This is a genomic window from Bacillus sp. OTU530 (assembly GCF_038440375.1).
In genome coordinates, this window is record NZ_JASATP010000059.1 from 1 (window position 1) to 22,957 (window position 22,957).

The window sequence follows — 22,957 nt, forward strand, 5'->3', positions numbered from 1 at the left end:
TTTACACTGATAGAAGAAAGGGGAGAAGCAATTGTAAAATATATGTTTACTTCCAAGTTTTTAGGAAAAACTATGAGAAGAATGAACAGAAGGAGGGGCTTACATATGGAACACCCGATTCAAGGGCTTATGAAGGCGGCAATGGAAAATTTAAAGGAAATGGTAGATGTAAATACAATTATAGGAGAACCAGTGCAAACAGCAGACGGTGGTGTTGTACTGACTGTTTCCAAGGTAGCGTTTGGCTTTGGAGCGGGGGGAAGTGATTTTTCCACTAATGGAAACGGAACGCGAGAAGCAGAGGCTGCGTTCGGCGGCGGAAGCGCAGGGGGGGTATCCATCACTCCAGTTGCTTTTCTTGTTGTAAACAGTGATGGTATTAATATTTTACACCTGCAAAATACAACGCATCTTGCAGAGAAAGTAATTGATTTAGCCCCACAAACATTAGACAAATTGCAAACAATGTTTAGCAAAAATAGTTCATCAGCGCAGCAGGGGAATCAGGCCTCGCAAACAACTGGAGTGCAATCACAGCATACAAATGGAAATGATTTGATGTAAAAGTGCCTGTGAAGCTCACAGGCTTTTTCACTGTAGAAAAGGATAAATTTCCAGCCAGAAGTTATTCGACGTAGCCGGAAATTTTAGGAATACAGTGTAAGTGCAGCTACGCTTCTGTCTTCGCCCAAGGGCAGGGCTCGCCAATCAGCGAGTTTTCTTTATTGTAATCATAATGTAATAAATATCATGAAAACGTAATAGGGAAATTTAACTCTTTGCGGCAGTTTGTCTATGTTTCAAAAAATTTTCATGATAGAATAAGAAGATGAATTGAAACATATTACACAAAGGTGGCTAGGTGCTTTGTCTGGAGGATCTGACCAAAGAAAAGATATTATTTATATTAACGGAGATCGACGTAATCATTGCTTTTTAACATCTGGCATTACCTTTAGGGAATTTGCTAGCAATATTCCTTCTCCACTCCATAATCTCCTTCTTTTAAAGCACGATTTCGAATGGACGGATATCAATTACCATACTCTTTTGGAGTTTGTAGAAGAGGAGAATATTCCAAATCTTATTTCAGCAGATGTAGAGCAATTCGGTGAATTTTGTTGGGTCGATTTTCATGATATACATGACCTGGATGAACTAGATCCGATGGAAATTGCTGAGCTTTTATATTTAGCACATAAAAAAGAACCCATTGGCAAACCGTTTTTTCCATTGTTAAAAAATAAGTATGTGTACTTGTCTCATGATGATGGTTGGTATAACAAGGTATATTACAGAAGGCTCCCGGATTTTGCGGCGGCGCTGAGTAAAATTGTTCCATACAAGCTAGGCTTGTTCGGAAAAAGAAAGTTTATGTTATTTCAAAAGACTAAAATGTACCCAGCCATTGCACGAGAAGTAATGGAGCAACTTATACCGTTAACGGAAGACGGCTTGTTGATCGATCTTGTACATAAAGAAGAATCAAAGCGGGGACTTGAGATTCCAGTATACGTTGTAGGTTCATATGAGAATATCGACGAAATTTTTGAGAATATCGCACAGCTTCGAGAAGAGGCTGTTGAACAGGGAGTTCTTTTATTTGATAAAAAAGATCAAGAATGGAAATGGATGACGGATTGAAAAACTTGACTGTTTAGTCAAGTTTTATTTTTCGTCTGACAAAGGGGAATCGCGGGATGAATAAAGTTTTTTTGTATGTTGGTTTCGTTACACTTGTTCTTGTTGCTATTGCAATTTTAACGCGTCCGACTGAAGCTGATTACAATCATTATCTAGAGAAGCAAGAGAAGATTAGATGCAGCGGGGAGGATTTTGCTTGTGTACAAGAGAATACAGGGGAGAAGCTGGAATTAATTGAAACAAAGCTGCAGAATCGTGTATTTTTTATGGTGATTGAAAAAACATTTCAAGGGGAAAGAGATACGAAAACAACAACACGTGCGTTTGGAATGTTTCATATGTTTTTTAATACATCTATTGAAAAAGCGGGCTAATTGGCGTCGATATGTATAAGGAAAGCAGTAGGGCTATCTCCCTTTTGCGACATGATCGGTCTAACTAACACACCAAGCGATTAGCTTGGTGTGTTTTTTGGTGTTATTAAACGGACGAAAGAAGCGGATACAAAATGCTGAACAATACGGAGAAGGCGCCAAAGCCAATTGCTGTATAGCCAAGTGTTTTCGAGCCGTAGTTGACAGCTAATAGTCCCATAAGGATGGAAAGAGAACCGAAAACAATCGGATACAGTGCGATAGAAAACAGTGCTAAAAACAATCCGATATATCCTACAATTACGCCTGTATTTGCTCGCTCTCCTTCTGCGCTGCGCTGCATATGCTGCGGCGCTAGTTCAACTGCATATTCCTCCTGCTTCTTTCCGCTTTTTAAGTGGTGTGTGCGTTTTCTCAATGGAAATCCCTCACTTTCAAGTGGAGGTGTTTTTATTGTGCACATTCATCGGTGGATGATGAACGCCATTTTCTTCTTTTATATGAATATGTTACCTATTGGCTGTATTTTGAATTAGCTACAATGCTTTAGAGAGCTGCATATAGGGATTGGTTCGTATTTTGTAGAATAGTTCAGTAAAAAGATAAAAGGTGGGACAAGTATGAGCGATTTTAACTGGCATAGTGAGGCTAAGCGGCAATGGGATGAAAGGGCTGACAGCTGGAATCAAAGCAGCCAAAGTATGTGGGATAGCGGGAGCCGAAGTACTATTCTTCCGTTTTTTCAAAAACATGTTCCCAGCGGGGCATCAGTTCTTGATGTTGGCTGTGGGGACGGATATGCTACATATAAACTCAGTCAGGCAGGATACACAGCGTACGGAACAGATTTGTCGGAACGAATGATTGAAATGGCAAAAGAGCGTGGAAACATGAAGGGGCTATCATTTGTGCAGGCTGATTTGGCGAGGCTTCCATTCGAGGCAGAATCCTTTGATTCCATAATAGCAATTAATTCCCTAGAATGGACCGAGCGGCCGCTAGAGGCGTGGATAGAAGTAAATCGGGTACTAAAGCCAGGCGGTTATGCCTGCGTTGCCATTTTAGGACCGACTGCAATGCCGCGTATCAATAGTTATCGCCGCTTGTACGGGGAGTCTGTCATTTGCAATACGATGATGCCCTGGGAATTTAAGAAGCTTGCAACAGAGAATGGTTTTATTCCTTTGGATGGACAAGGTGTGTATAAGCGGGAGGTGAAGGAGCAGCATCTGCATGGCTTATCGGAGGAACTTAAGCAATCGTTAGCTTTTTTATGGACGTTCATGATGAAAAAGAAGTAATGAGCTTAGGAGTATTTTGTTGTATTTATTCATGATGTGAAGAAACGGCTCTTGAAATAAGAAAAACGGACAAGGCCCGCCTTTTATGGCAGCGTAGGGGTGGAACGGAGTAAAAGGCGCTTTTTGCCTTTTGCAGAGGTTCAGCCTGGAGTCTGCCATTTTGGGCCTTGGGAGCTAGACACCACTGCGAAAAGTTATACTTTCTTACAGTGAAATAAAGCGAGCGGCAGCTGTTTCCTTTTCTTTTATTGCTTTTCTTCATGAAAATGAGTACACTGAAGAGTGATTATCCGCAGCGCCTTTCGTTTGAAAGGCGCTCCGTTTTTCGGAGGAAAACTATGTTTGATCCAACTGTATTTGAAAATTTAAAGGTTGTGGCGGAAGGTGCGGTATATGATTTAGATTTGGCGGGCGCTATTTTGGTGAGAAATCGAAGAGATGTTATCGATTTAGCTTCTATGAGCCGTACATATAGTATTGCATTTATGCTTAGGGAAGCAGAATATGATATAACCGCCTTGTTTAGCCTGACGGCGGACGCAAAGAATTTAGCTGGAGAGATTCTAGAGGATACAGCCTTTTTGCCCGGCTGCGCTCTGCAATTACAATTTTTATTCCCTATTTCTTCACCAGCTTTGTTTGTAGAGCAGATCGATGAACAGCTTCACCTCATTTGGGGAGAAGAGAGAAGTATTACACAAGTTATTTCATACGAGTATATTAAGGAGCCTCTTTCCTATTCTAATACCGCAACAGTTTTGTTTCAAAAGACTATAACAGAAGAGCATGCTGAGGACTTGTCGGCAGTGGTTGATCATATGGTCGAAACAATTGAGCGATTACAAGAGCTTCTTACAATTTGAATTAAAGGAGAAGTAGCATGATTACAAATTTACAGCCCTTTTTGCAAACCGCTTGGGAAAAAGCGGGCTTTCAGCAATATACTGATGTACAAAAAAGCGTAATTCCCCTTATCCTAGAGGGAAAAGATGTAATTGTTGAATCCCCGACAGGAACGGGAAAAACGTTAGCATATTTGCTTCCCCTTTTACATAAAGTAAACCCTGCTATTCAAAATCCTCAAATCGTTATCTTATCGCCAACGCGAGAGCTTGTCATGCAAATACATAGCGAGGTACAAAAGTTTACAGAGGGAAGCGGGATTACAGGGGCCTCTTTAATCGGGGGAGCCGATATAAAGCGACAGGTGGAAAGGCTAAAAAAGCATCCACAGGTGATCACTGGCTCTCCGGGCCGGGTGCAGGAACTGATTCGTATGAAGAAATTGAAAATGCATGAGGTTACAGCCATTGTATTTGATGAATTTGATCAGATGATCAAGCAGGACGTGTCACCTTTATTGGCAGATATTATTAAGTCAACGGTACGTAGCCGGGAGTTGCTTTTCTTCTCAGCAACTATCCCAAAAGCAATTGAAGATAAAGCACGCGCTTTTACAGATGACCCAGAGGTTGTTCGGATTAAGCAGAGGGTGGAAGCGGCAGGACGTGTGAAGCATTTGTATATTTCTGGGGAGTATCGAGACAAGCTTGAGAATGTACGTAAAATTACACATATGGATGGGGTAAAGGCAATTGCTTTTTTGAATGATCCGTTTCGTCTTGATGAAATGGCGTCAAAGCTGCGATTTCGAAAGGTAGCGGCTGGTGTGGTTCATTCTGAGGCAACGAAGCAAGAGCGGGCGGCTACGCTACGCGATTTTCGAAATGGCAAGATTCAAGTGCTGCTGGCAACCGATGTAGCGGCGCGCGGCTTAGATATAGAAGGTGTGACGCATGTAATTCATTTAGACTTTCCTAATACAGTCGATCAATATATTCACCGCTCTGGGCGTACTGGACGTATGGGAAAAGAAGGAACGGTGATTTCTGTTGTAACGTCAGGAGAGGAGCAAAAGCTGCTGCAGTTTGCAAAAAAGCTTGGAATCCAGTTTGAGAAGATGGAAATTTATAAAGGTGACTTTGTGACAAAGAAGCCACCAGCACCAAAAAAGAAGCAATCCACCTTCCCAGGAAGAAAACAGACAAGATCGTAAGTGTTTAACGCAAACAAAGCCTTCATTTCATAAGATGAGGGCTTTATCTGTGTTACTTTTCGTTCCGTTCTGCATGGGGCCTTTCGAAAAAGTCTGATAGCTGAATGTTGGACTTTCCAGGTGATTCACATTATGATGGGAGTAGAAAACAGCCCGCCGGATGTAAAGGGAGGAATGACATGGTTATTTATGATTTCACTGTTCAAACTATTCAAGGTGTAGAAGAATCGCTGCAGCAATATAAAGGCAAAGTGCTGCTCATTGTAAATGTGGCAAGCAAATGTGGCTTCACACCACAGTATAAAGGCTTGCAGGCATTGTATGAGGAGTATAAAGAAGAGGGTTTAACAGTGCTTGGATTTCCATGTAATCAATTCATGGCTCAGGAACCGGGGACTGAGGAGGAAATTGCAAGCTTTTGTGAATTAAACTACGGTGTGACCTTCCCGATGTTTGCTAAAATTGATGTGAACGGTGAAAATGCACATCCTTTGTATCGTTACTTAAGCGAGCAAGCACCAGGCCTTCTCGGATCGCAAGCCATTAAATGGAACTTTACAAAATTCTTAATAGACAAGAACGGGACCGTTCTTAAGCGGTATGCACCGCAAGTATCTCCGGAGGATTTACGAGCGGATATTGAAAAAGCTTTGCGTACCTGAGCAGGAACGTTTGTAAGTTAGGAGCAGCACAGTATTTTTTTCAAAAGAGAGGGCATAACTCTCTCTTTTTTCGTTCCCAACTAGAGAGACGTTTTCGCTTTGAATGGCAAACATAGAACAAGCTTTCAAGAAAAATATGTAGGAACCACAGTGCCCTAATAGCAGCTTTATATATAAAGGCGATAAAGTGGACTACCACGAACCTAAAGGTATCGTGGTTTTACGCCCACAAATATAAATGATTGGGTGAAGAATGATGAAAAGAAACGAAATGATTGAAAAAACGATAGTCTTTGTGAAAGGCATATTAGCAGCTGACGCAAGCGGACATGATTGGTATCATATTGAACGGGTCTATAAGCTGGCACAGATAATCGCAAAGGAAGAGGGCGGTGATCGGTTTATTATTGAAATGGCAGCTCTTTTGCATGATGTGGCCGATGACAAGCTGAATGAAAGTGAAGAAGCTGGCCTAAAGCGAGTGGACAACTATTTGACAAGCTTACATATTTCATCTGAGGAGCAGATGCATATTTTACATATTATTTCGAATATGTCTTATAAAGGAGGACATGGCGGCAAGGTCGAGACGTTGGAAGGAAAAATTGTTCAAGATGCAGATCGTCTTGATGCTCTTGGTGCGATTGGAATTGCGCGCACGTTTGCTTATGGAGGAGCAAAGGGGCGGCTTATGTACGACCCAAAGATTTCTCCGCGTGAAGCAATGACAAAAGAAGAATACCGTAAGTCCAATGATCCGTCATTAAATCATTTTTATGAAAAGCTGTTAAAATTAAAGGATCTGATGAATACAAAGTGTGCGAAACGACTGGCGGAGGAGCGTCATCTTTACATGGAGCAATTTATTGAACAATTTATGAAAGAGTGGAATGTTACAATATGAAAATGTTAACGATTGAACATCTATCTAAATCGTATGGAGAAAAGCCGTTGTTTCAGGACTTGTCATTTAGTGTGACGGAGGGGCAGCGCATTGGCGTCATTGGGATAAACGGTACAGGGAAATCAACGCTGCTCAAAATCATTGCGGGGGTTGAGCAAGCCGATGCAGGAGAAATTACGCATACACGCGGCTATACGATTAGCTATTTAGCTCAGCAGCCTCAGTTTGATGAAAGCTTAACGGTGCTTGAGCAGGTATTCTACGGGGATACACCGTTAATCCGTTTGCTGCGTGAGTATGAGACAGTGCTGCTTGCGTTAGAGAAGGATGCAACAAATGAGAAGGTGCAGGGAGAATTATTTCGTCTGCAGCAGCAAATGGATGCGATGAATGCATGGGATGCCAATGCAAACGCAAAGGCATTGTTGACGAAGCTCGGTATTGCTGATTTTTCTGCAAAGGTTGGAGAGCTCTCAGGGGGACAGAAAAAGCGGGTTGCGATGGCGCAAAGCTTTATTCAAATGCCAGATCTTCTTATTTTAGACGAGCCGACAAACCATCTTGATCATGAGACGGTAGAGTGGCTTGAGGATTATTTAGCGCGTTATACAGGTGCACTTTTGATTGTTACGCATGACCGTTACTTTTTAGATCGTGTCACAAATCGTATTTTAGAGCTGGATAAAGGTAAAATTTATAGCTATGAAGGAAATTACGCCGCTTTTATAGAGGCAAAAGCATTACGCGAAGAACAAGAAATGGCGCAGGAGGAGAAGCGGCAAAATCTTTATCGACGTGAGCTCGCTTGGATGCGCCGTGGTGCCAAGGCACGTACAACAAAACAAAAGGCACGTATTCAGCGATTTGAGGAGCTGGAAAAGAAAGAAGGACCTGCTGCTAAGCAAAATGTTGATATTGCGATTGGCAGCAGCCGTCTTGGCAAAAAGGTATTGGAGCTGCAGGATGTCACGAAGCGCTTTGGCGGAAAAGTTGTGCTGGATCACTTTAATCACATCGTGAAGCCGGGTGACCGTATTGGGATTATTGGACCAAACGGAAGCGGGAAATCCTCATTATTAAACATGTTAACTGGCAAAATGAATCCTGACAGCGGTGAAATCGAAATCGGTCAAACAGTGAAAATTGCCTATTATACGCAGGAAAATGAGGATATGAACTTAAATCAGCGAATGATTGAGTATGTGAAGGAAGTAGCTGAGGTTATTCATACTACAGATGGAAAGCTTATTTCTGCTTCTCAAATGCTTGAGAGATTTTTGTTTCCTACTCAGATGCATGGTACACCGCTTTCCAAGCTGTCTGGTGGAGAGAGAAGACGATTATATTTGCTGCGTATTTTAATGGGTGAACCAAACGTACTTCTTTTGGATGAGCCGACAAATGATCTTGATACGCAAACGTTAACAGTGCTAGAGGATTATTTAGACGAGTTTCCTGGTGTTGTAATTGCCGTATCCCATGATCGCTATTTTCTGGATAAAGTTGTACAGGAGCTGTTCGTATTTACAGGAAATGGGCATGTGCGTGTCTTCCTCGGCAGCTATAGCGATTATTTAGAAGAGAAACAAAAAACTGAGCTTCTCTTAAAAGCGGAGACGGTGAAGGAGAAAAAGGTGGAGGAAGCTCCAAAACCGAAAAAACGAAAGCTCTCTTATCAGGAGCAGCGCGACTGGGATACAATTGAAGAAAGAATTGCAAAGTTAGAAGAGACGGTAGAACAGCTTGCTGCGGAGCTTGAAGCAGCTGGTGCGGACTACGAAAGGGCGCAGCAGCTTGCGGAGGAGCAGCAGCGGGCAGAACAAGAGCTAGAAGCTGCTATTGAGAGATGGAGTGAGCTGTCAGAGCTTGTGGAAGGCTTGAAATCGTAGTACTGCTACGGTTGCAAAGGACAAGGAAAACTTTTACACTGAAGGTAAGGATTTTCTAGGAGGGAAAGCGATGAGAACGAATAATCCCATGTTAAAAAACGATGTGTTTCGTAAAGTGAATGCAGGCGGCTCCGTTATGACGATAGGAGGTACAGTAGGAAAGACCCTGATTATGCTTTTGCTGTTGTTAGGGACGTCCGTATACTCCTATATGCAGGTGATGCAAAATAAAATGAACTTTGGCGTTGCAGTCGGTGCTGTTGTAGTTGCTTTTGTATTCGCACTGATTACCTCATTTGCCCCACGTGCTGCTTTTATCACTGCGCCAGTCTATGCTGCGGTAGAGGGCGTGTTTTTAGGGACAGTTTCAGGTTTATATACGCAGCAGTTTGGTAACTACGTGATTTTGCAGGCAGTATTATTAACAATCTCCATTATGCTGGCAATGCTGATTTTGTATGCAACGCGAATTATCAAAGCAACAGACACGTTCCGCTCAGTTGTAATGTCCGCAACGCTTGGTGTGTTTTTTATGTATCTAATCGTTATGATTTTACAGCTATTTCATGTTCCGGTTCCATTTTTGCATGATGGTGGGACGATTGCGATTATTGTGAGTGCCATTGTCATTGTCATCGCTGCCTTAAATCTCGTGCTCGACTTTCATTTTATTGAAAGCAGTGCTAAGTACGGATCACCGCAGTATATGGAATGGTACGGTGCATTTGCACTTATGGCAACATTGGTTTGGCTCTATCTTGAAATTCTTCGTCTTGTTTCTTACTTTGCCCGCAATGATTAAGGGAGGCCCGTCCAAAGGCACAATCTGTGTCTTTGGATAGGTCTTTTTTTGTGTGTATGTTAAATATCCGGCACGGTAACCCGAGAGGCTGTCCTTTGCTCAGAAACGAAAAACCAGCCCAAAGGCTGGTTGCTATGAAGTTCAATAGTAGGAAGTAAAAGGATTTACCTTCTATTAACATTTATAACATATTAAACATCAGCATATAAAACAGTGTTGATAATGGACTTAATGGTATCGCCCATAGTGGTTTAACATAATGAAGCCGTATAAAAAGAAGCATATGTACATCAAAAAGTAGTGACCACCAAAAACTCCACCCATTATAGTACGCTATAGTTCCGTATTTAAATCCAATCCACTCTAACAAAGCATAGATCAAAATCCACTTTAAAAAATGTAATATTTGCTTATCAAACTCCTTTGGGTAATTTGACAAAAAGAGAAAACCGGAAAAAGGATATAGAAAACAGGCATGAAGCATAACAACTCCAAAAAAATTCAAGATAAAATCAGGCTGGAGTTTCCATAAATAAAATTTTTCATGCGCGATAAACTCATACAAAAGCTTACAAATAATGATATAAAGCATTGTAGGATAAAATCGCTTAATATTGTTCCAATCACCCCAGCGTAAAAGCGCAAATAATAACCAGAATCCTATTCCTATATGTATGGCCCTCACCCCTTGAACTACTAGGAATTAACGTGTCTTGGATAGTTTTTAAATGTTTATCTACTTAAAAAGTTTTGTTTTTCATACAATCCAACGAGAAAAAATGCTATTAATATTGCAGGGTACATTTATTATCTTAGTTATTCCCACAATCCTGATGTTCTAATTATTAGTGTTAATAATTAGAACATCAGGATCAGCAGTTCATTTTATATTGTATGTACCTATTTATTCATTCCTACCGTATCAGCGTTTGACGTCGAGACTCCAAAAGAAAATGCTGCTGTTTTCATTGTATAAAAGGAAATCTGGAAAAGTTTCTTCTATCTAGAAGTTCCATTTTATTTTAAAGTTTTTCTACAAGTTAGCTGAAGGAAGCGAAGAAACCTCGTTTTGAAACGCAGGTTTTGCTTATTTTACGCCCCTGTTCTATTTCCTTACAATGTAAGCAAAAGGGGGTTGTTGTAATGAATCGTGTAATGTTAATTGGAAGAATGACAAGAGATCCAGAGCTCGCTTACACAAAGCAGAACGCACCGTACGTAAAAATGCGCATAGCTGTTATGAGAGGATTTCGAAATCGTGCTGGAGAACGGGAGGCTGATTTCGTTGATTGTACGGTTTGGAATAAGTCTGCAGAGCATGTTGCTGCATACTGTAAAAGAGGATCATTGATTGGAGTTACCGGATCAATTCGGACGAGCCGTTATGACAATGCTGAAGGGAAACGTATATATCGGACGGAGGTATTTGCACAGAGCATTACATTTTTAGAGAGGAGAAAGGAGCAGGCACAGCAGTAGTATCAATTGTCGGCAACGTGCTACAATAAACAGAAACAGATAAACAAAGGAGAGATTTTGCTTGAAGATTAAGGCGATTGAACCAACACCGAGTCCGAATACGATGAAGGTGATTTTGCATGAAGAATTGCCTGCCGGAAGGCGCAATAATTATACAAAGGAGAATGCATCCCAGGCACCGGAAACAGTGCAGCATATACTGCAGATCGAGGGTGTGAAGGGCGTATATCATGTAGCGGATTTTCTTGCGGTCGAAAGAAATGCAAAGTACGATTGGAAGTCCATTTTACAGAAGGTGCGGACTGTGTTTGGTGAAGAAGGAACAGCTGCCGATGAACGTCAGGGAGATGCGGCTCCTTTTGGAGAAATCAAGGTGTATGTACAAATGTTTTACGGCATTCCGATGCAGGTGAAGCTAACAGATGGTACACATGAAGAACGTTTTGCATTACCAGAGCGCTTTAAAGGTGCCATTATGAAGCTGCAAATGGCGGCGCCGAATGTTGTGATGGAGCGTAAGTGGGTAGAACAAAGTACACGTTATGGTGATTTTTCCGAGATTGGAAATGAGGTTGTGGAGGAGTTAGCTGCAGCTTACCCAGAAGATCGTGTAAATGTATTAGTGGAAGACATCATGAAGCAGCGGGGAGCTGAAGAAATTACTGTTGAGCGACGAGTTCCATATCGAGTGACAGAGGAAATGATGAAGGAGGAGGACTGGACAAAGCGTTATGCGGCGCTGGAGCAAATGGATCCAAAGGAAGAAGATCTACCTGTTTTACAGATAGCCCTTCATGATGAGAAGCCCTCTATTCGCCGTCTTGCTGTCGCGTATTTAGGAATGATAAAAGGAAAGGCTGTGCTGCCGCTTTTATACGATGCAATGAACGATAAATCAGTGACGGTGCGCCGTACAGCTGGAGACTGTTTATCTGATATTGGAGACGAGGAGGCAATGCCGGTTATGACCCAAGCGCTTAAGGATCCAAGCAAGCTGGTGCGTTGGAGAGCCGCTATGTTTTTATATGAATCAGGTGATGAAAGCGCGCTTCCGGCATTGAGAGAAGCACAAGATGATCCGGAATTTGAAGTTGCTATGCAGGCTCGTCTCGCTATGGAGCGTATCGAAGGCGGAGAAGAAGCGAAGGGATCTGTATGGAAGCAAATGACAGAGTCTAGAACAGCTGAGTAGATTTGGATGGAAGAAAGTAGTCCGCTTTTCTTCCCTGATTATATATGTACATGATATGATAACAGCGGAATAACTTTTAAAGGAGAGATTACACGATGAATGCTTACGAAGAATATATGCGCCAAATGGTTCAGCCCATGCGCAAAGAGCTGACAATGGCTGGATTCCAAGAGCTTACAACTGCTGAAGAAGTAGAAAATTATGTTGAGAATACGACTGGTACAACTCTGGTTGTTATTAATTCTGTCTGCGGCTGTGCGGCGGGATTAGCTCGTCCATCTGTAACACAATCATTGCTGCGTACGGATAAACAGCCAGATCATCTTGTTACAGTGTTTGCGGGGCAGGATAAAGAAGCAACTGCAATGATGAGATCATACTTTGACGATATTCCACCGTCTTCCCCGTCCATCGCGCTTCTTAAAGGAAAAGAGGTTGTGCACTTCATTCATCGTCATGAGATTGAAGGAAACTCGATGGAAGGCATTATGAGTAATTTACTCGATGCGTTTGATAAGCATTGCTAAAAAGGGAGAAATTCTCCCTTTTTTCGTTATGGTGATTTTATGATTGTGACAACAGCAGGAAGAACGAATGTACAGATGACAGAATATGCGAAAAGCGTTGCCCTTGATTTAGACAGCCCATTTGTCGTACGACAAGACGATTCCGTACAAGATATACAAAGGAGATTTGGAGATGATCTGCTTGTTGTGGGGAAAAATCGTTTAGAGATTTATCCTTATGGCGGTGAAGAATCATTCTTTTTCCATCCGAACTCATCTAGCTTTCGATTAAAGCGCTTCATACGAGGCGAGCATGATCCCTTTCTACAGGCTGCTGCTCTGAAGAAAGGAATGACATTATTAGATTGCACGCTTGGTATGGCATCAGACAGTATTATGGCGAGCTATGCGGTCGGAGAAGAAGGAAGAGTTGTAGGAGTAGAAGACAACCAGTATATGGCGTATTTAGTGGCAAGGGGACTACAGCAATGGGATTCAGGAATGACGGAGATGAATGAGGCGATGCGGCGTATTCAGGTTGTCAAAAGCAACCATTTAGCATTTTTGCGCCAGTGTCCGGACTCCTCCTTTGACGTTGTTTACATGGACCCGATGTTTGAAGAAAGTATTTTAGAAGCTGATGGCATCCGTGGTCTCAAGCATTTTGCATTATACGATGATGTGGCGGAAGAAGCAATGCTGGAAGCGCAGCGTGTTGCAAAGCAGCGTGTTGTGCTCAAGGATCATTTTCGCAGTACAAGATTTGAACGGTTTGGCTTTTTTGTGTATCGGCGTAGAAGTGCAAAGTTTCATTTTGGCGTTATCGAAGCAGGCGATTGAGACATTCAATGGCCTGTTTTTTTTTCACTTGTAAGAAGTTTTAGAAACAAAGTATAAGTGCAACCGCACTTTTATCTTCGCCTAACGGTCCCCCAATCAGCGGGTTTTCCCTCTGGGGCGGAAGAAGTGATGACTGTGAGCAGAAAAAGATACGCTGTAGAGGGAACATGCTATAATAAATGGAAGGAAAAGTTTAAGATGGTTCGCTCTGTTGTGGACTGGACAAGCGCTTTATACTTTATTATCCCAGGGAACTTTAGTTCGTTACGCTTTTATAGATAGGATCATCTTATGGACAAAGTAAAAAAAGGAAAGAGCAGCCTCTTCCTTTCATCATTGTGTAACCATCTCGTATATGAAATACACAAGGGTGATAATACTTACTCCAAAATAAAGCGTGTTCAAGTCCATGATAAATTCCTCCTAGTTTAAAACGCGCAACTATTACAATTTTATGACGTTTTGACAAAAAATATTCAAGCACTTAATCAAAATGTAACAGCTTTCAAAATGATAGTTTTGTATAATAGAAGTAAAATATATCTAATGTCTGCAAATGCAGAAGAAAGGGGGACTATATGCCCAATTGGTTGAAGAAAGCTTTAGTCACATGTATTACAATCTTTACATTTGGACTTGTTACGCCGCCGTCTGCTTTACTTGAAAATGCCAAGGCGCATAAGTCCTCCAAGCCGGACGTTGAGCAAGCTTCCAGTGCTGACATTGGACAAGCATCAGAAGTTTTTTATGATGAGCAAAGTGAAGAGTCTGTTACGCCAGCTATTTTTGTTACATATGCAATGGAGGAAGCGGAGCGGCAGTCAGTTATGAAGTTTGGCACGAAAATCGCTCCTGTTATAGAAGATGAGTTTAAAGAAGTGATTTTACCTCGTATCGAAGAGACCTTATCGACGTTTGCAGGGACGATTCCGTCTGACTCGCTGCAGCATTTGGCTCTTTCGCAAAAGCCAGCAGGTGGGGAGTATGAAAAGATTTTTCATGTCTATGATGAACGTACAGGAAAGGATTTGCTCAGATTCCATGTTCGGAGAGATCGTCCGCCGTTAGAGGGGTACTATTTTAATTTTCACTATCATAGTGTTGAAGATGAATATGCGACGCATTATGACCTAGGCAATATGTATTGGGGTAAAAATAAGCCGCCGCAATGGTTATCCTAAAGGACAAGCTTTCATGCTTGTCCTGTTTTTTTTGTCATAATTTGAAGATCAAAAGCTATAACAGGTTGGTTTTGTTTCTAAAAATCTGAGGATATATTAGATTGTGGAAAAAAAGAAGGAAAGAAGATTTCTTCCACTGTAAGAAAGTATAAATTTCCAGCTAGAAGTCAATTCGACGTAGTCGGAAATTTTAGGAGTACAGTATAAGTGCAACTACGCCTCTGTCTTCGCCCAAGGACAGGGCTCGACAATCGGCGAGTTTTCTTTACGGAAAGGGGAGAAGCTATGGCACAGGAGGAGACGAAAAAACTCAATGCAGAAATTCCAGCTGCATTAAAGAAGCGGCTTGATGTGTATTGCAGTGTCAATGATTGTTTCATTTACCACGTTGTGACGCAGGCGTTAAAGGAGTATTTAGATCGGAAAAATGCGCCTAACTCATAGGATGCATCTTAGAAAGGGGACGAAGCGATGAGTAAACGGACGTATATCCTTTTGGCTGCTTTCACAATAGTATGTCTCCCGCAATCCGTTTTCGCAGCCAGCGATGATCCTACTGTTCTTGTAAAAAATGTGGCGAACGGTATTATTAATTTCCTGATGGTTGTTTCACCTTCTATTGGAACAGCAGCTATTATGACACTTGGCGTCATGTATAAACTCACGAATCAGTCAGGTAAAAAAAGCGAGTATAAGCACAATATGAAAGAAACGTTTATTATCGTAGCGGTTGTGATGAGCGCGGGTGGTATTATGAAATGGTTTTTAGGATTGCTAGGATGATTGATGCTATGAAGGAAAAACAGGAGTATATCATCCCAGATAATGTCAGAAGCGATTTTGAAGTTGTGCAAAATGTAACAGTGAAGGATCTCGTTTGTTTTCTTCCTACACTGCTTGTTGTAGTTCCGATTTTGTTAATGCCCATTTCCATATATGTAAAAATCTCGGTTTCAACAATCTGTCTTATTGTTTCAGCTGTGCTTGTTTACTTGAGACCTGTACGGGAGAATATCCCGTTTTGGCAGCATGCACGTGATTTTATCCGGTTTAGTATACGGACGAAGGTGTACTACTATCGTAAGGAGCCATGAGGGAGAAGTTCAACAGGTGTACTGGTTCCCTGCATTACATACAGAGAGGAGGACTGGTTGAATTTATACGGTTGCATACAATGTTTTCAGTATAAATCAACCAGGCTGCATACCATGAAGTTCAAATGGCCAAAGTGGGCGGAAGAACAGAAACGGCACGAATTGTCTGTGCAGCGATTGATCCCGATTCGAGGAATTGATGGTGGGGTAGTGATTACGGAGGATTTTCGGCTTGTGCAGCTGCTTCGTGTATCTTCGTTAAATCTTGATTTAATGAGCCATCGTGAGCTCAATGAAGCGATGGAGCGATACGAGCTGTTTTTACGCAGTTTGTACTTTCCGGTACAAACAACCATTATGTCCCAGCCTGTAGATTTAGGCGAATATATAAGAGGGCTTGAAGCAAGATGGACTGGGGCGTCTACAGTGAAACAACGACTGCTTACTGGCTATATTATGTACGCTAAAGGAATTGAAACGAGCGTAACCATGATTCAGCGGCAGCGGTATATCGTAGTGTCTGAGCAAATTCAAGGCATAACAAAGCAAACCTATGAAGAAAGCATGATGCAGCTTGAACAGAAGAGAAAGCACATAAAGAGCGGGTTAGAGGAAATAGGTCTGAACGTCGAAGAGGCGGACAGTTTGGATGTAGTTCGATATTTTCATACTTTATATGATTATGAAGGCTCACAGCATAGACCGCTTAACGATCATCTCTTATATCCTTATATAACAGGAGGAAATGTTTGTGGTGTTTTCGAAAAGGAATAAGCAGCCATCAGAGTTAGAATCGTATATTGAGACATATAGTGTACCGAAAAATCATTGGGCACCAGGAATCATTGAAGAAGCGCGGGACTACGTGCAATTTGGAAAAAATTATGCTCGTACGCTTCTAGTTGTCGATTATCCGAACAGTGTAAGGGGCAACTGGCTTACAAGGCTATACCGTTTCTCTGGCAATATGAATGTGAGTACACACCTCGTTCCCATTTCAAGCGAGAAAATGATTCGACATTTAAATCAATCAATTGAGGAGTATGATGCACGTTTGAATCAGCCGCTTTCGCCGGTGCGCCGCAAGGAAACGGAACGAAAGAAAATAAGTGCGGAGAGTATGCTGGATGCATTGCTTCATCATAACCATAAAACTATTTTTCTTGTACACACATATATTCATTTACAAGCAGACAGCTTAGAGGAACTAAACCGCGTCACAGAGCGGCTGCAAAGTATTATTTGGAAAACGGGCCTGTCTGTTGTACCGGCAAGGGACAATATGCTTGAGGCGTTTCGCAGCGTACTTCCAATTGGAGAGATTACGCTGCCGCATTACACGTATCAAAATATGCACACAGCAGCTGTCTCGTCTATGCTTCCATTTGATGAAAGTGAATTGTTTATGAAAAATGGTGTGATCATTGGCCAAAACCTGCATACCGATAATGTTGTGCTTGTTGATATGAATGATCGGGAAATTTTCCCATCACGAAATATGCTGATCCTCGGTACAACAGGAATGGGCAAAAGCTTTTTTATGCAAAAGCATTTGCTGCGCCAGTGGGTTCTTGAGAGTGAGGAAACGCGTTTTTATATTGTGGATCCAGAGCGTGAGTTTGCCCGTCTCGTCGATCAGATTGGGGGTCAGGTGATTCGGATCAGCAATAATACAGAGCATATTATTAATCCCTTTCATATTCTGCATGACACAACAGATGAAGATATAAGGGGAAGTGTTTTATTTTTAAAGATGCAGCGATTGAAAACATTTTGCAAGCTAATTTACCCGGATATGACTGTGCTCGAGAGCGCTATGCTAGAGCGGGCGTTATTTGCTGTTTACAAGCAATATGGTATTACGGATCAAACGGTATTTGTAGGACGCAGTGCCGAGGAATTTCCGACAATGGGAGACTTATACGAGCTGATCGGTGATCAAGAGTATGGTAGCTTGCGAGATTTTCGTGAAGTTTTGCGAATGTATACAGAGGGCACGAATTCAAAGTTATTCAACGGTGCTACAAATGTGAATTTACACAGCGGTGTGATTTGTTTTGATATTAAGGACTTACAGCAGGACGGCGATAGCCAGCCTGTTGTGATGTTTAATATTCTTTCGTTTTTATGGGAAGAAATTACGCGTGACACACTCACGCCAAAGAAGCTATATGTAGACGAAGCTCATCTTCTTATGCGGAACCCTAAGAGCGCTCTCTTTTTATTGGATGTATACAAACGGATTCGAAAGTATGGAGGAGAAGCTTTAGTCGCTTCCCAACAACCCATCGACTTTTTAGGAGCAGTTGAGGGAAGCCATAATGTCGGAAAAGCTATTTTAAATAACAGTATCAGTATGCTGCTGCTCGGTTTGCAGGACAATGATATGCGTGATTTAAAGGAGCATGATGTGCTTCGGCTTTCTGAAGAGGAAGAAGCGATTATCGCACGCAGAAAGCAAGGAGAAGGTATTTATGTTGCCGGTCATCATCGGGTATACATACGGGTTGATGTGACGCCAGAGGAGCTTCAGCTCATTGATCCTAAGCAGTACGCTGAACGATACAAAGGAGCTTTTTAAGTTGCAGGTAAAAATAGCATTGCTCGGAGTGAAGTATTGGCGGGAGTTTCTTATTTTTTGTGTACTTGCTTTTTTTTTATTGTTTCTAATATTTTTCGGGGGACTGAATGATGATAGTGGAACAACATATAGTCTGCAAGACAATATCGCTCCCGAGGTGGCGCGCTGGGATTCTGTAGTCCGGGAGTATGTGAAAATGGAGGGTGTAGATGAGAAGTATGTTCCGGTATTGCTTGCTGTTATTACGCAAGAGAGCGGGGGCACGGCAGCAGATGTGATGCAGAGCAGTGAATCTGCAGGACTGCCTCCAGGAGCAATTACGGACCCAGCGGCGAGCATTCATCAAGGTGTTATTCATTGGAAACGAATGCTGAATGTCGCAGCGGCGCTAGGCATCACCGATTTACCGACCATTGTTCAAAGCTACAACTATGGACCCGGTTGGTTGTATTATATCAATACTTACGGCAAGGTAGGAACAGAAGCGTTGCGAAAGCAATTTGCGAGGGAACACGCAAAAACAGCCAGCTGCGGCTGGCGAAGCCCATATTGCTACGGAGATTATACGTATTCGCAAAAGGTCATGAATTATTGGAGTCGTCTGGCTGAGCCGAAGCTGACTGGTGGAGACGCTTTGTTTCAACAGGTTATGACCGAAGCGCTGAAATTTGAGGGATGGCCCTATCAGTGGGGAGGAGAAACCCCGAATACAAGCTTTGACTGCAGCGGTTTGACGAAATGGGCCTTTGCTGCCGCGGGCATTCGTCTGCCGCGCACAGCCCAGGAGCAGTATCAGTATACAAAGAGGATAAGTGAACAGGAATTAAGGCCAGGTGATCTTGTCTTCTTCACAGGAACGAGTGATCATGCATTTATTAGCCATGTTGGTATTTATGTCGGGGACGGTAAAATGTATAACAGCAATAGCAGTGGCGTGCAATATAGCGATTTAACAGCACCCGCATGGCGCAGCAAAATTTATGGGTACGGACGAGTACTTGCGGAGGGAAAACAGTGAGGCTGCTCAAATCTTTGTTTTTTCTATCTCTTATTCTCATGATTGGCATCGTCTGGCTGCTTGCTCTGTACTTAAATAGTCTTGCAGAGCGCGATGAGGCAAGGAGTCACCTGCAAGAAACAAAGCAAACCATAGGGCAGGAAACAGATACGGCACTGCTTAAGACGGTGGAAGGTTTTTGTAGGGAGCTTTACGGACCGCAGCCGGATCGTGCTCGCATTGCGAGCTATACAACACCACGAGGTAAATCTGTATTTTTGCCTCCTGAGGGAAAAGAGGCGAAATCAAATATACAGATTCAAATGAAGATTCATAGCATCTCCGTATATTCCGGTGTTGTCAAAGAAAAGCAGGTCGAAGTCATTGCAGCTGTGAACCGGACAACGACAATTAATGGGATTGCAGCTACGAGCACGAGTTATGTCAGGCTCGAACTTGTAAAGAAGAATACATGGCTTGTTGATACAGGAGTAATCATTGGTGAAACGCCGTCTAAATAAAATAGCATCATATCGGGCACAGCACCATAAGGGAGGAACGCGGCATGTTTAAAAGTCCGATTGAGTATTTGAATGAGCTGATTTATAATCTTATGAATGAGATTGCGAACGCCGCCTTCGATTGGCTGAAAATCTATTTGTTTGCTCCTACGAATTTAGAAAAGTATAAATATGTGTCAGAAGCGTACGACATTATATTCGCTCTGTCGGTCACGCTAGGCGGTGCTTTTTTTGTTTATAACATGTTTAAGCTTATCGTTGAGAAAATAGGCGGCTACCAGCAGCGGCGTATGCAGGAGGTAATTGTTCGCATGATCCTAGGCGGAACGCTTGCTGTGCTTGCTCCATTTCTGCTCAAGGATGTCCTTCTTCCCATTAATAATGCCATTGTACAAATATTTTTGGATAAGGGCTTACAAGTTGAAACGTTTGCTACTTTTATCGTTGTGCCGGGGGCGACGACAGCGGTGTTAATCGCTGGCTTTGCAATGGCGCTGCTGTTTCTTCTTCTTGCCATCCAATATATTATTCGAACAGCGGAGCTTCTCATTATCTTAATTATGAGTCCGCTTGCTGCTTGGTCAATTATGAATGAAGATTTAAACATTTGGAGCATTTGGTGGCGTGAAGCGATTTCCATTGTATTTACACAAAGCTTTCAAATCATGGTCATTTGGCTCGCATTTAATAATATCGGGGATGCGAAAGGGCTGCAGGACTTTATTGTCGGATTCGGATTTCTGGCATTTTGCTTGATGAGCCCGACGTTTTTACGGAAATTTTTGTACTCGACAGGAGCCGGGCGAACCGCGGCAGGGCTTGCAGGCGGGGCAGGGAAATCTGTGTTGTTCCGCTATGTCACGCAAAAGTTTGTGGGATAATTGAGGGGATTGAGAGGCCAGCGTGTGATGCGCTGCCTTTTTGGTTTTGTAGCATACGGTTGACTTACGTGTAAAACTTGCGGAAAATAGGTATGTAATGTATCGTCTATTTGGGCGAAAGATAAGGAAGAGGGATTAAGATGAGACACGCAGATTTAGAATATTTACATATGTGCCAACACGTTTTAGATAAGGGAACGAAGAAGGAAGACCGGACTGGAACTGGGACGTATTCCATTTTTGGTTACCAAATGCGGTTTGATTTATCACAAGGCTTTCCGCTATTAACGACAAAGCGTATCCCATTTCGTTTAATTGTCAGTGAGCTGCTTTGGTTTATCAAAGGGGATACAAATATTCGTTACTTGCTACAGCATAATAACAATATCTGGAATGAATGGGCCTTCAAAAAATGGGTGGAAAGCAGCGAGTACAGCGGACCGGATATGACTAATTTTGGGTTGCGTTCTCAACAGGATGAGGCATTTCATCTTCAATACGAAGAGCAGCTGGAGCTATTCAAAGCTAAAATTCTAACAGATGATGAATTTTCCCAAAAGTACGGACATTTAGGAGATGTGTACGGAAAGCAATGGCGAGCGTGGAAAACGTCAACAGATGAAACAATTGACCAGCTTAAAGATGTAATCGAAATGATCAAAGCAAACCCGGATTCCCGCCGCTTAATCGTATCCGCTTGGTCACCTGAGGATGTACCGACGATGGCGCTTCCGCCGTGTCATACACTGTTTCAGTTTTATGTAGCCGACGGGAAGCTTTCCTGTCAGCTGTATCAACGAAGCGGAGATATTTTCTTAGGTATTCCATTTAATATTGCCAGCTATGCACTGCTTACACATTTAGTTGCACACGAATGCAACCTGGAAGTAGGCGAATTTATACACACAATTGGCGATGCGCATATTTACACAAATCATTTGGAGCAAATCAAAACGCAATTAGAGCGCGAGCCGCGAGCCCTTCCGCAATTAAAGTTAAATGCGAATGTTAAATCTGTCTTTGATTTTGATGTGGAGGATATTGAAATCATTGATTATAACCCGCATCCGGCAATTAAAGCTCCAGTTGCAGTTTAATGTTAAATATACTGAAAAGCACCCTTGTCGTGATGAGGGTGCTTTTGTTCTTTAAAAAACAAGAAATATACATACCGTTTAGACTAAGCTTTTGAGAAATCCTATTGACATTTTTTTATAGGCTTGTGCAAAACGCTGAATCGATATTTAGTCGAGGAAAGATTGTCTAGTGTATTTCTTAAAACCAGGGAGCTGCATGGAAGGGAAGTAAGAATAAATTCCTTTGTTTGAAGAGGAAAAAGATTTCCTAATAACGAGTAAAGGAACCTCTATAGCCTATTACTACTACCTATCATTTGTAATTGTTTCTCCGTACCGTACTCTAAACAGGTTATCTCTAAAAACTATCCGGGTTGCTCAATATGTCATATATATGGAGTCTATGCTTGCTGATTAGAAAAAATATAATTGGTTATTCTTCTGGCCTGGGACCAGCATCCATACCAGAGTTTTCTACCGTCATGATGGGGCGAACCGTAATATCTCCATTGACACGAAGTTGACAGGATAAGCGTAGATGATCTTCAATAATTCCTTTTTCCGAAAATGCATTTTTTTCTACGCGTGTTAAATCACAAAATTCACCCGATAATACTTCTACTCTACAAGTTGTGCATCTTGCCTTTCCACCGCAACGATGGAGGATATGTACGCCATTATCTTCTAATGCTAATACTAACTTTTTTCCATTCTCAACTTCAAAAGTTCCTTGTTTTGAAACAGTTACTTTAGGCATTTCGTTACCCCCTTAATATGAAAGGATGACAGTTAGGATTCCTTAATATAGTTATCCCCTTTTGAGTTTTATAAACATGAAATTGATATGTTTATCAGCGGTTGGGGGAATAAGGACTCCACTTTACTAAATTGTTTAAAAATAAGAGAGGGTTCAAAAAACAGCGGCATGTATTCCCTTGTTGAACACCCTCTTCTTATAAGCTCAAAAAATGACCGCT

Annotated in this window: 27 protein-coding genes; 24 read left to right on the forward strand and 3 right to left on the reverse strand. The window is 42.0% G+C overall.

All coding sequences use genetic code 11. The annotated features are described in order from the left end of the window. The first annotated feature begins 105 nt into the window (after positions 1-105). From ytfJ to AAHB12_RS26795, 3 genes are all read left to right on the forward strand, one after another. Complete coding sequence (ytfJ, locus tag AAHB12_RS26785) at positions 106-564, forward strand: GerW family sporulation protein (protein WP_129728224.1); 459 nt, start codon at positions 106-108, stop codon at positions 562-564. Positions 565-867: 303 nt separating this feature from the next. Then, positions 868-1,644: an oxalate:formate antiporter gene (locus AAHB12_RS26790; protein WP_342048301.1), complete on the forward strand. Its 777-nt coding sequence runs from the start codon at positions 868-870 to the stop codon at positions 1,642-1,644. 56 nt (positions 1,645-1,700) lie between these two features. Then, on the forward strand, positions 1,701-2,018 hold the full coding sequence (locus tag AAHB12_RS26795; protein WP_342048303.1) for a hypothetical protein: 318 nt from the start codon (positions 1,701-1,703) through the stop codon (positions 2,016-2,018). A 106-nt stretch (positions 2,019-2,124) separates the two neighbouring features. On the opposite strand, the gene AAHB12_RS26800 is transcribed toward AAHB12_RS26795, so the two are convergent. After that, entirely contained in the window at positions 2,125-2,436 is a 312-nt protein-coding gene (locus AAHB12_RS26800) for a permease (RefSeq protein ID WP_446715622.1), read from the reverse strand. A gap of 184 nt (positions 2,437-2,620) precedes the next feature. On the opposite strand from AAHB12_RS26800, the gene AAHB12_RS26805 reads away from it, so the two are divergent. The 7 genes from AAHB12_RS26805 (at position 2,621) to AAHB12_RS26835 (ending at position 9,632) form a co-directional block, all read left to right on the forward strand. Continuing rightward, on the forward strand, positions 2,621-3,319 hold the full coding sequence (locus AAHB12_RS26805; RefSeq protein ID WP_205650928.1) for a class I SAM-dependent methyltransferase: 699 nt from the start codon (positions 2,621-2,623) through the stop codon (positions 3,317-3,319). 338 nt (positions 3,320-3,657) lie between these two features. Beyond that, positions 3,658-4,182: a hypothetical protein gene (locus AAHB12_RS26810; protein WP_342048306.1), complete on the forward strand. Its 525-nt coding sequence runs from the start codon at positions 3,658-3,660 to the stop codon at positions 4,180-4,182. A gap of 17 nt (positions 4,183-4,199) precedes the next feature. Further along, the gene (locus AAHB12_RS26815) at positions 4,200-5,375 is read left to right on the forward strand and encodes a DEAD/DEAH box helicase (RefSeq protein ID WP_342048309.1); all 1,176 of its coding nucleotides are present in this window, start codon (positions 4,200-4,202) and stop codon (positions 5,373-5,375) included. A 179-nt stretch (positions 5,376-5,554) separates the two neighbouring features. Continuing rightward, entirely contained in the window at positions 5,555-6,037 is a 483-nt protein-coding gene (locus AAHB12_RS26820; protein WP_342048311.1) for a glutathione peroxidase, read from the forward strand. Between the two features lie 256 nt (positions 6,038-6,293). Beyond that, the gene (locus AAHB12_RS26825; protein WP_129728244.1) at positions 6,294-6,941 is read left to right on the forward strand and encodes an HD domain-containing protein; all 648 of its coding nucleotides are present in this window, start codon (positions 6,294-6,296) and stop codon (positions 6,939-6,941) included. After that, a complete protein-coding gene (locus tag AAHB12_RS26830; RefSeq protein ID WP_129728245.1) occupies positions 6,938-8,830 on the forward strand; it encodes an ABC-F family ATP-binding cassette domain-containing protein in 1,893 nt (630 codons plus the stop codon). The genes AAHB12_RS26825 and AAHB12_RS26830 overlap by 4 nt, the downstream gene beginning before the upstream one ends. Before the next feature lie 70 nt (positions 8,831-8,900). Beyond that, entirely contained in the window at positions 8,901-9,632 is a 732-nt protein-coding gene (locus tag AAHB12_RS26835) for a Bax inhibitor-1/YccA family protein (RefSeq protein WP_342048314.1), read from the forward strand. Positions 9,633-9,813: 181 nt separating this feature from the next. Here AAHB12_RS26835 and AAHB12_RS31975 read toward each other — a convergent pair whose 3' ends face one another. Then, positions 9,814-10,317 carry a CBO0543 family protein gene (locus AAHB12_RS31975; protein ID WP_425455892.1) on the reverse strand — a complete coding sequence of 168 codons (504 nt, stop codon included), beginning with the start codon at positions 10,315-10,317 and terminating at the stop codon, positions 9,814-9,816. 458 nt (positions 10,318-10,775) lie between these two features. On the opposite strand from AAHB12_RS31975, the gene ssb reads away from it, so the two are divergent. The 14 genes from ssb (at position 10,776) to AAHB12_RS26905 (ending at position 22,001) form a co-directional block, all read left to right on the forward strand. Further along, complete coding sequence (gene ssb, locus AAHB12_RS26840) at positions 10,776-11,111, forward strand: single-stranded DNA-binding protein (RefSeq protein ID WP_129728247.1); 336 nt, start codon at positions 10,776-10,778, stop codon at positions 11,109-11,111. Between the two features lie 61 nt (positions 11,112-11,172). Then, positions 11,173-12,303: a conserved virulence factor C family protein gene (locus AAHB12_RS26845; protein ID WP_342048316.1), complete on the forward strand. Its 1,131-nt coding sequence runs from the start codon at positions 11,173-11,175 to the stop codon at positions 12,301-12,303. 95 nt (positions 12,304-12,398) lie between these two features. Continuing rightward, entirely contained in the window at positions 12,399-12,830 is a 432-nt protein-coding gene (locus tag AAHB12_RS26850; RefSeq protein ID WP_342048318.1) for a BrxA/BrxB family bacilliredoxin, read from the forward strand. Between the two features lie 39 nt (positions 12,831-12,869). Further along, positions 12,870-13,649, forward strand: coding sequence for a class I SAM-dependent methyltransferase (locus AAHB12_RS26855; RefSeq protein ID WP_342048320.1), 780 nt, complete (start codon positions 12,870-12,872; stop codon positions 13,647-13,649). 578 nt (positions 13,650-14,227) lie between these two features. After that, positions 14,228-14,830, forward strand: a complete 603-nt coding sequence (locus AAHB12_RS26860) for a YpjP family protein (protein WP_129728251.1) — start codon at positions 14,228-14,230, stop codon at positions 14,828-14,830. Between the two features lie 285 nt (positions 14,831-15,115). Further along, positions 15,116-15,274, forward strand: coding sequence for a hypothetical protein (locus AAHB12_RS26865; protein WP_165350772.1), 159 nt, complete (start codon positions 15,116-15,118; stop codon positions 15,272-15,274). Between the two features lie 27 nt (positions 15,275-15,301). Next, complete coding sequence (locus AAHB12_RS26870; protein ID WP_129728252.1) at positions 15,302-15,613, forward strand: TrbC/VirB2 family protein; 312 nt, start codon at positions 15,302-15,304, stop codon at positions 15,611-15,613. Then, positions 15,589-15,924 (forward strand): hypothetical protein, encoded by a 336-nt coding sequence (locus AAHB12_RS26875; RefSeq protein ID WP_342048323.1) that lies wholly within the window; start codon positions 15,589-15,591, stop codon positions 15,922-15,924. Before AAHB12_RS26870 ends, AAHB12_RS26875 begins: the two co-directional genes overlap by 25 nt. 114 nt (positions 15,925-16,038) lie before the next feature. Continuing rightward, positions 16,039-16,698: a hypothetical protein gene (locus AAHB12_RS26880; RefSeq protein ID WP_342048326.1), complete on the forward strand. Its 660-nt coding sequence runs from the start codon at positions 16,039-16,041 to the stop codon at positions 16,696-16,698. Then, positions 16,676-18,505 carry a VirB4 family type IV secretion system protein gene (locus tag AAHB12_RS26885; protein WP_342048327.1) on the forward strand — a complete coding sequence of 610 codons (1,830 nt, stop codon included), beginning with the start codon at positions 16,676-16,678 and terminating at the stop codon, positions 18,503-18,505. The genes AAHB12_RS26880 and AAHB12_RS26885 overlap by 23 nt, the downstream gene beginning before the upstream one ends. Position 18,506: 1 nt before the next feature. Continuing rightward, positions 18,507-19,523, forward strand: a complete 1,017-nt coding sequence (locus AAHB12_RS26890) for a lysozyme family protein (protein ID WP_129728256.1) — start codon at positions 18,507-18,509, stop codon at positions 19,521-19,523. Beyond that, positions 19,520-20,023: a hypothetical protein gene (locus AAHB12_RS26895; RefSeq protein ID WP_342048330.1), complete on the forward strand. Its 504-nt coding sequence runs from the start codon at positions 19,520-19,522 to the stop codon at positions 20,021-20,023. The genes AAHB12_RS26890 and AAHB12_RS26895 overlap by 4 nt, the downstream gene beginning before the upstream one ends. A 44-nt stretch (positions 20,024-20,067) precedes the next feature. Then, complete coding sequence (locus AAHB12_RS26900) at positions 20,068-20,904, forward strand: conjugal transfer protein TrbL family protein (protein WP_129728258.1); 837 nt, start codon at positions 20,068-20,070, stop codon at positions 20,902-20,904. A 140-nt stretch (positions 20,905-21,044) separates the two neighbouring features. Beyond that, complete coding sequence (locus AAHB12_RS26905; RefSeq protein ID WP_129728259.1) at positions 21,045-22,001, forward strand: thymidylate synthase; 957 nt, start codon at positions 21,045-21,047, stop codon at positions 21,999-22,001. 412 nt (positions 22,002-22,413) lie between these two features. On the opposite strand, the gene AAHB12_RS26910 is transcribed toward AAHB12_RS26905, so the two are convergent. Further along, a complete protein-coding gene (locus AAHB12_RS26910; protein ID WP_129728260.1) occupies positions 22,414-22,737 on the reverse strand; it encodes a 2Fe-2S iron-sulfur cluster-binding protein in 324 nt (107 codons plus the stop codon). Positions 22,738-22,957: the final 220 nt, after the last annotated feature.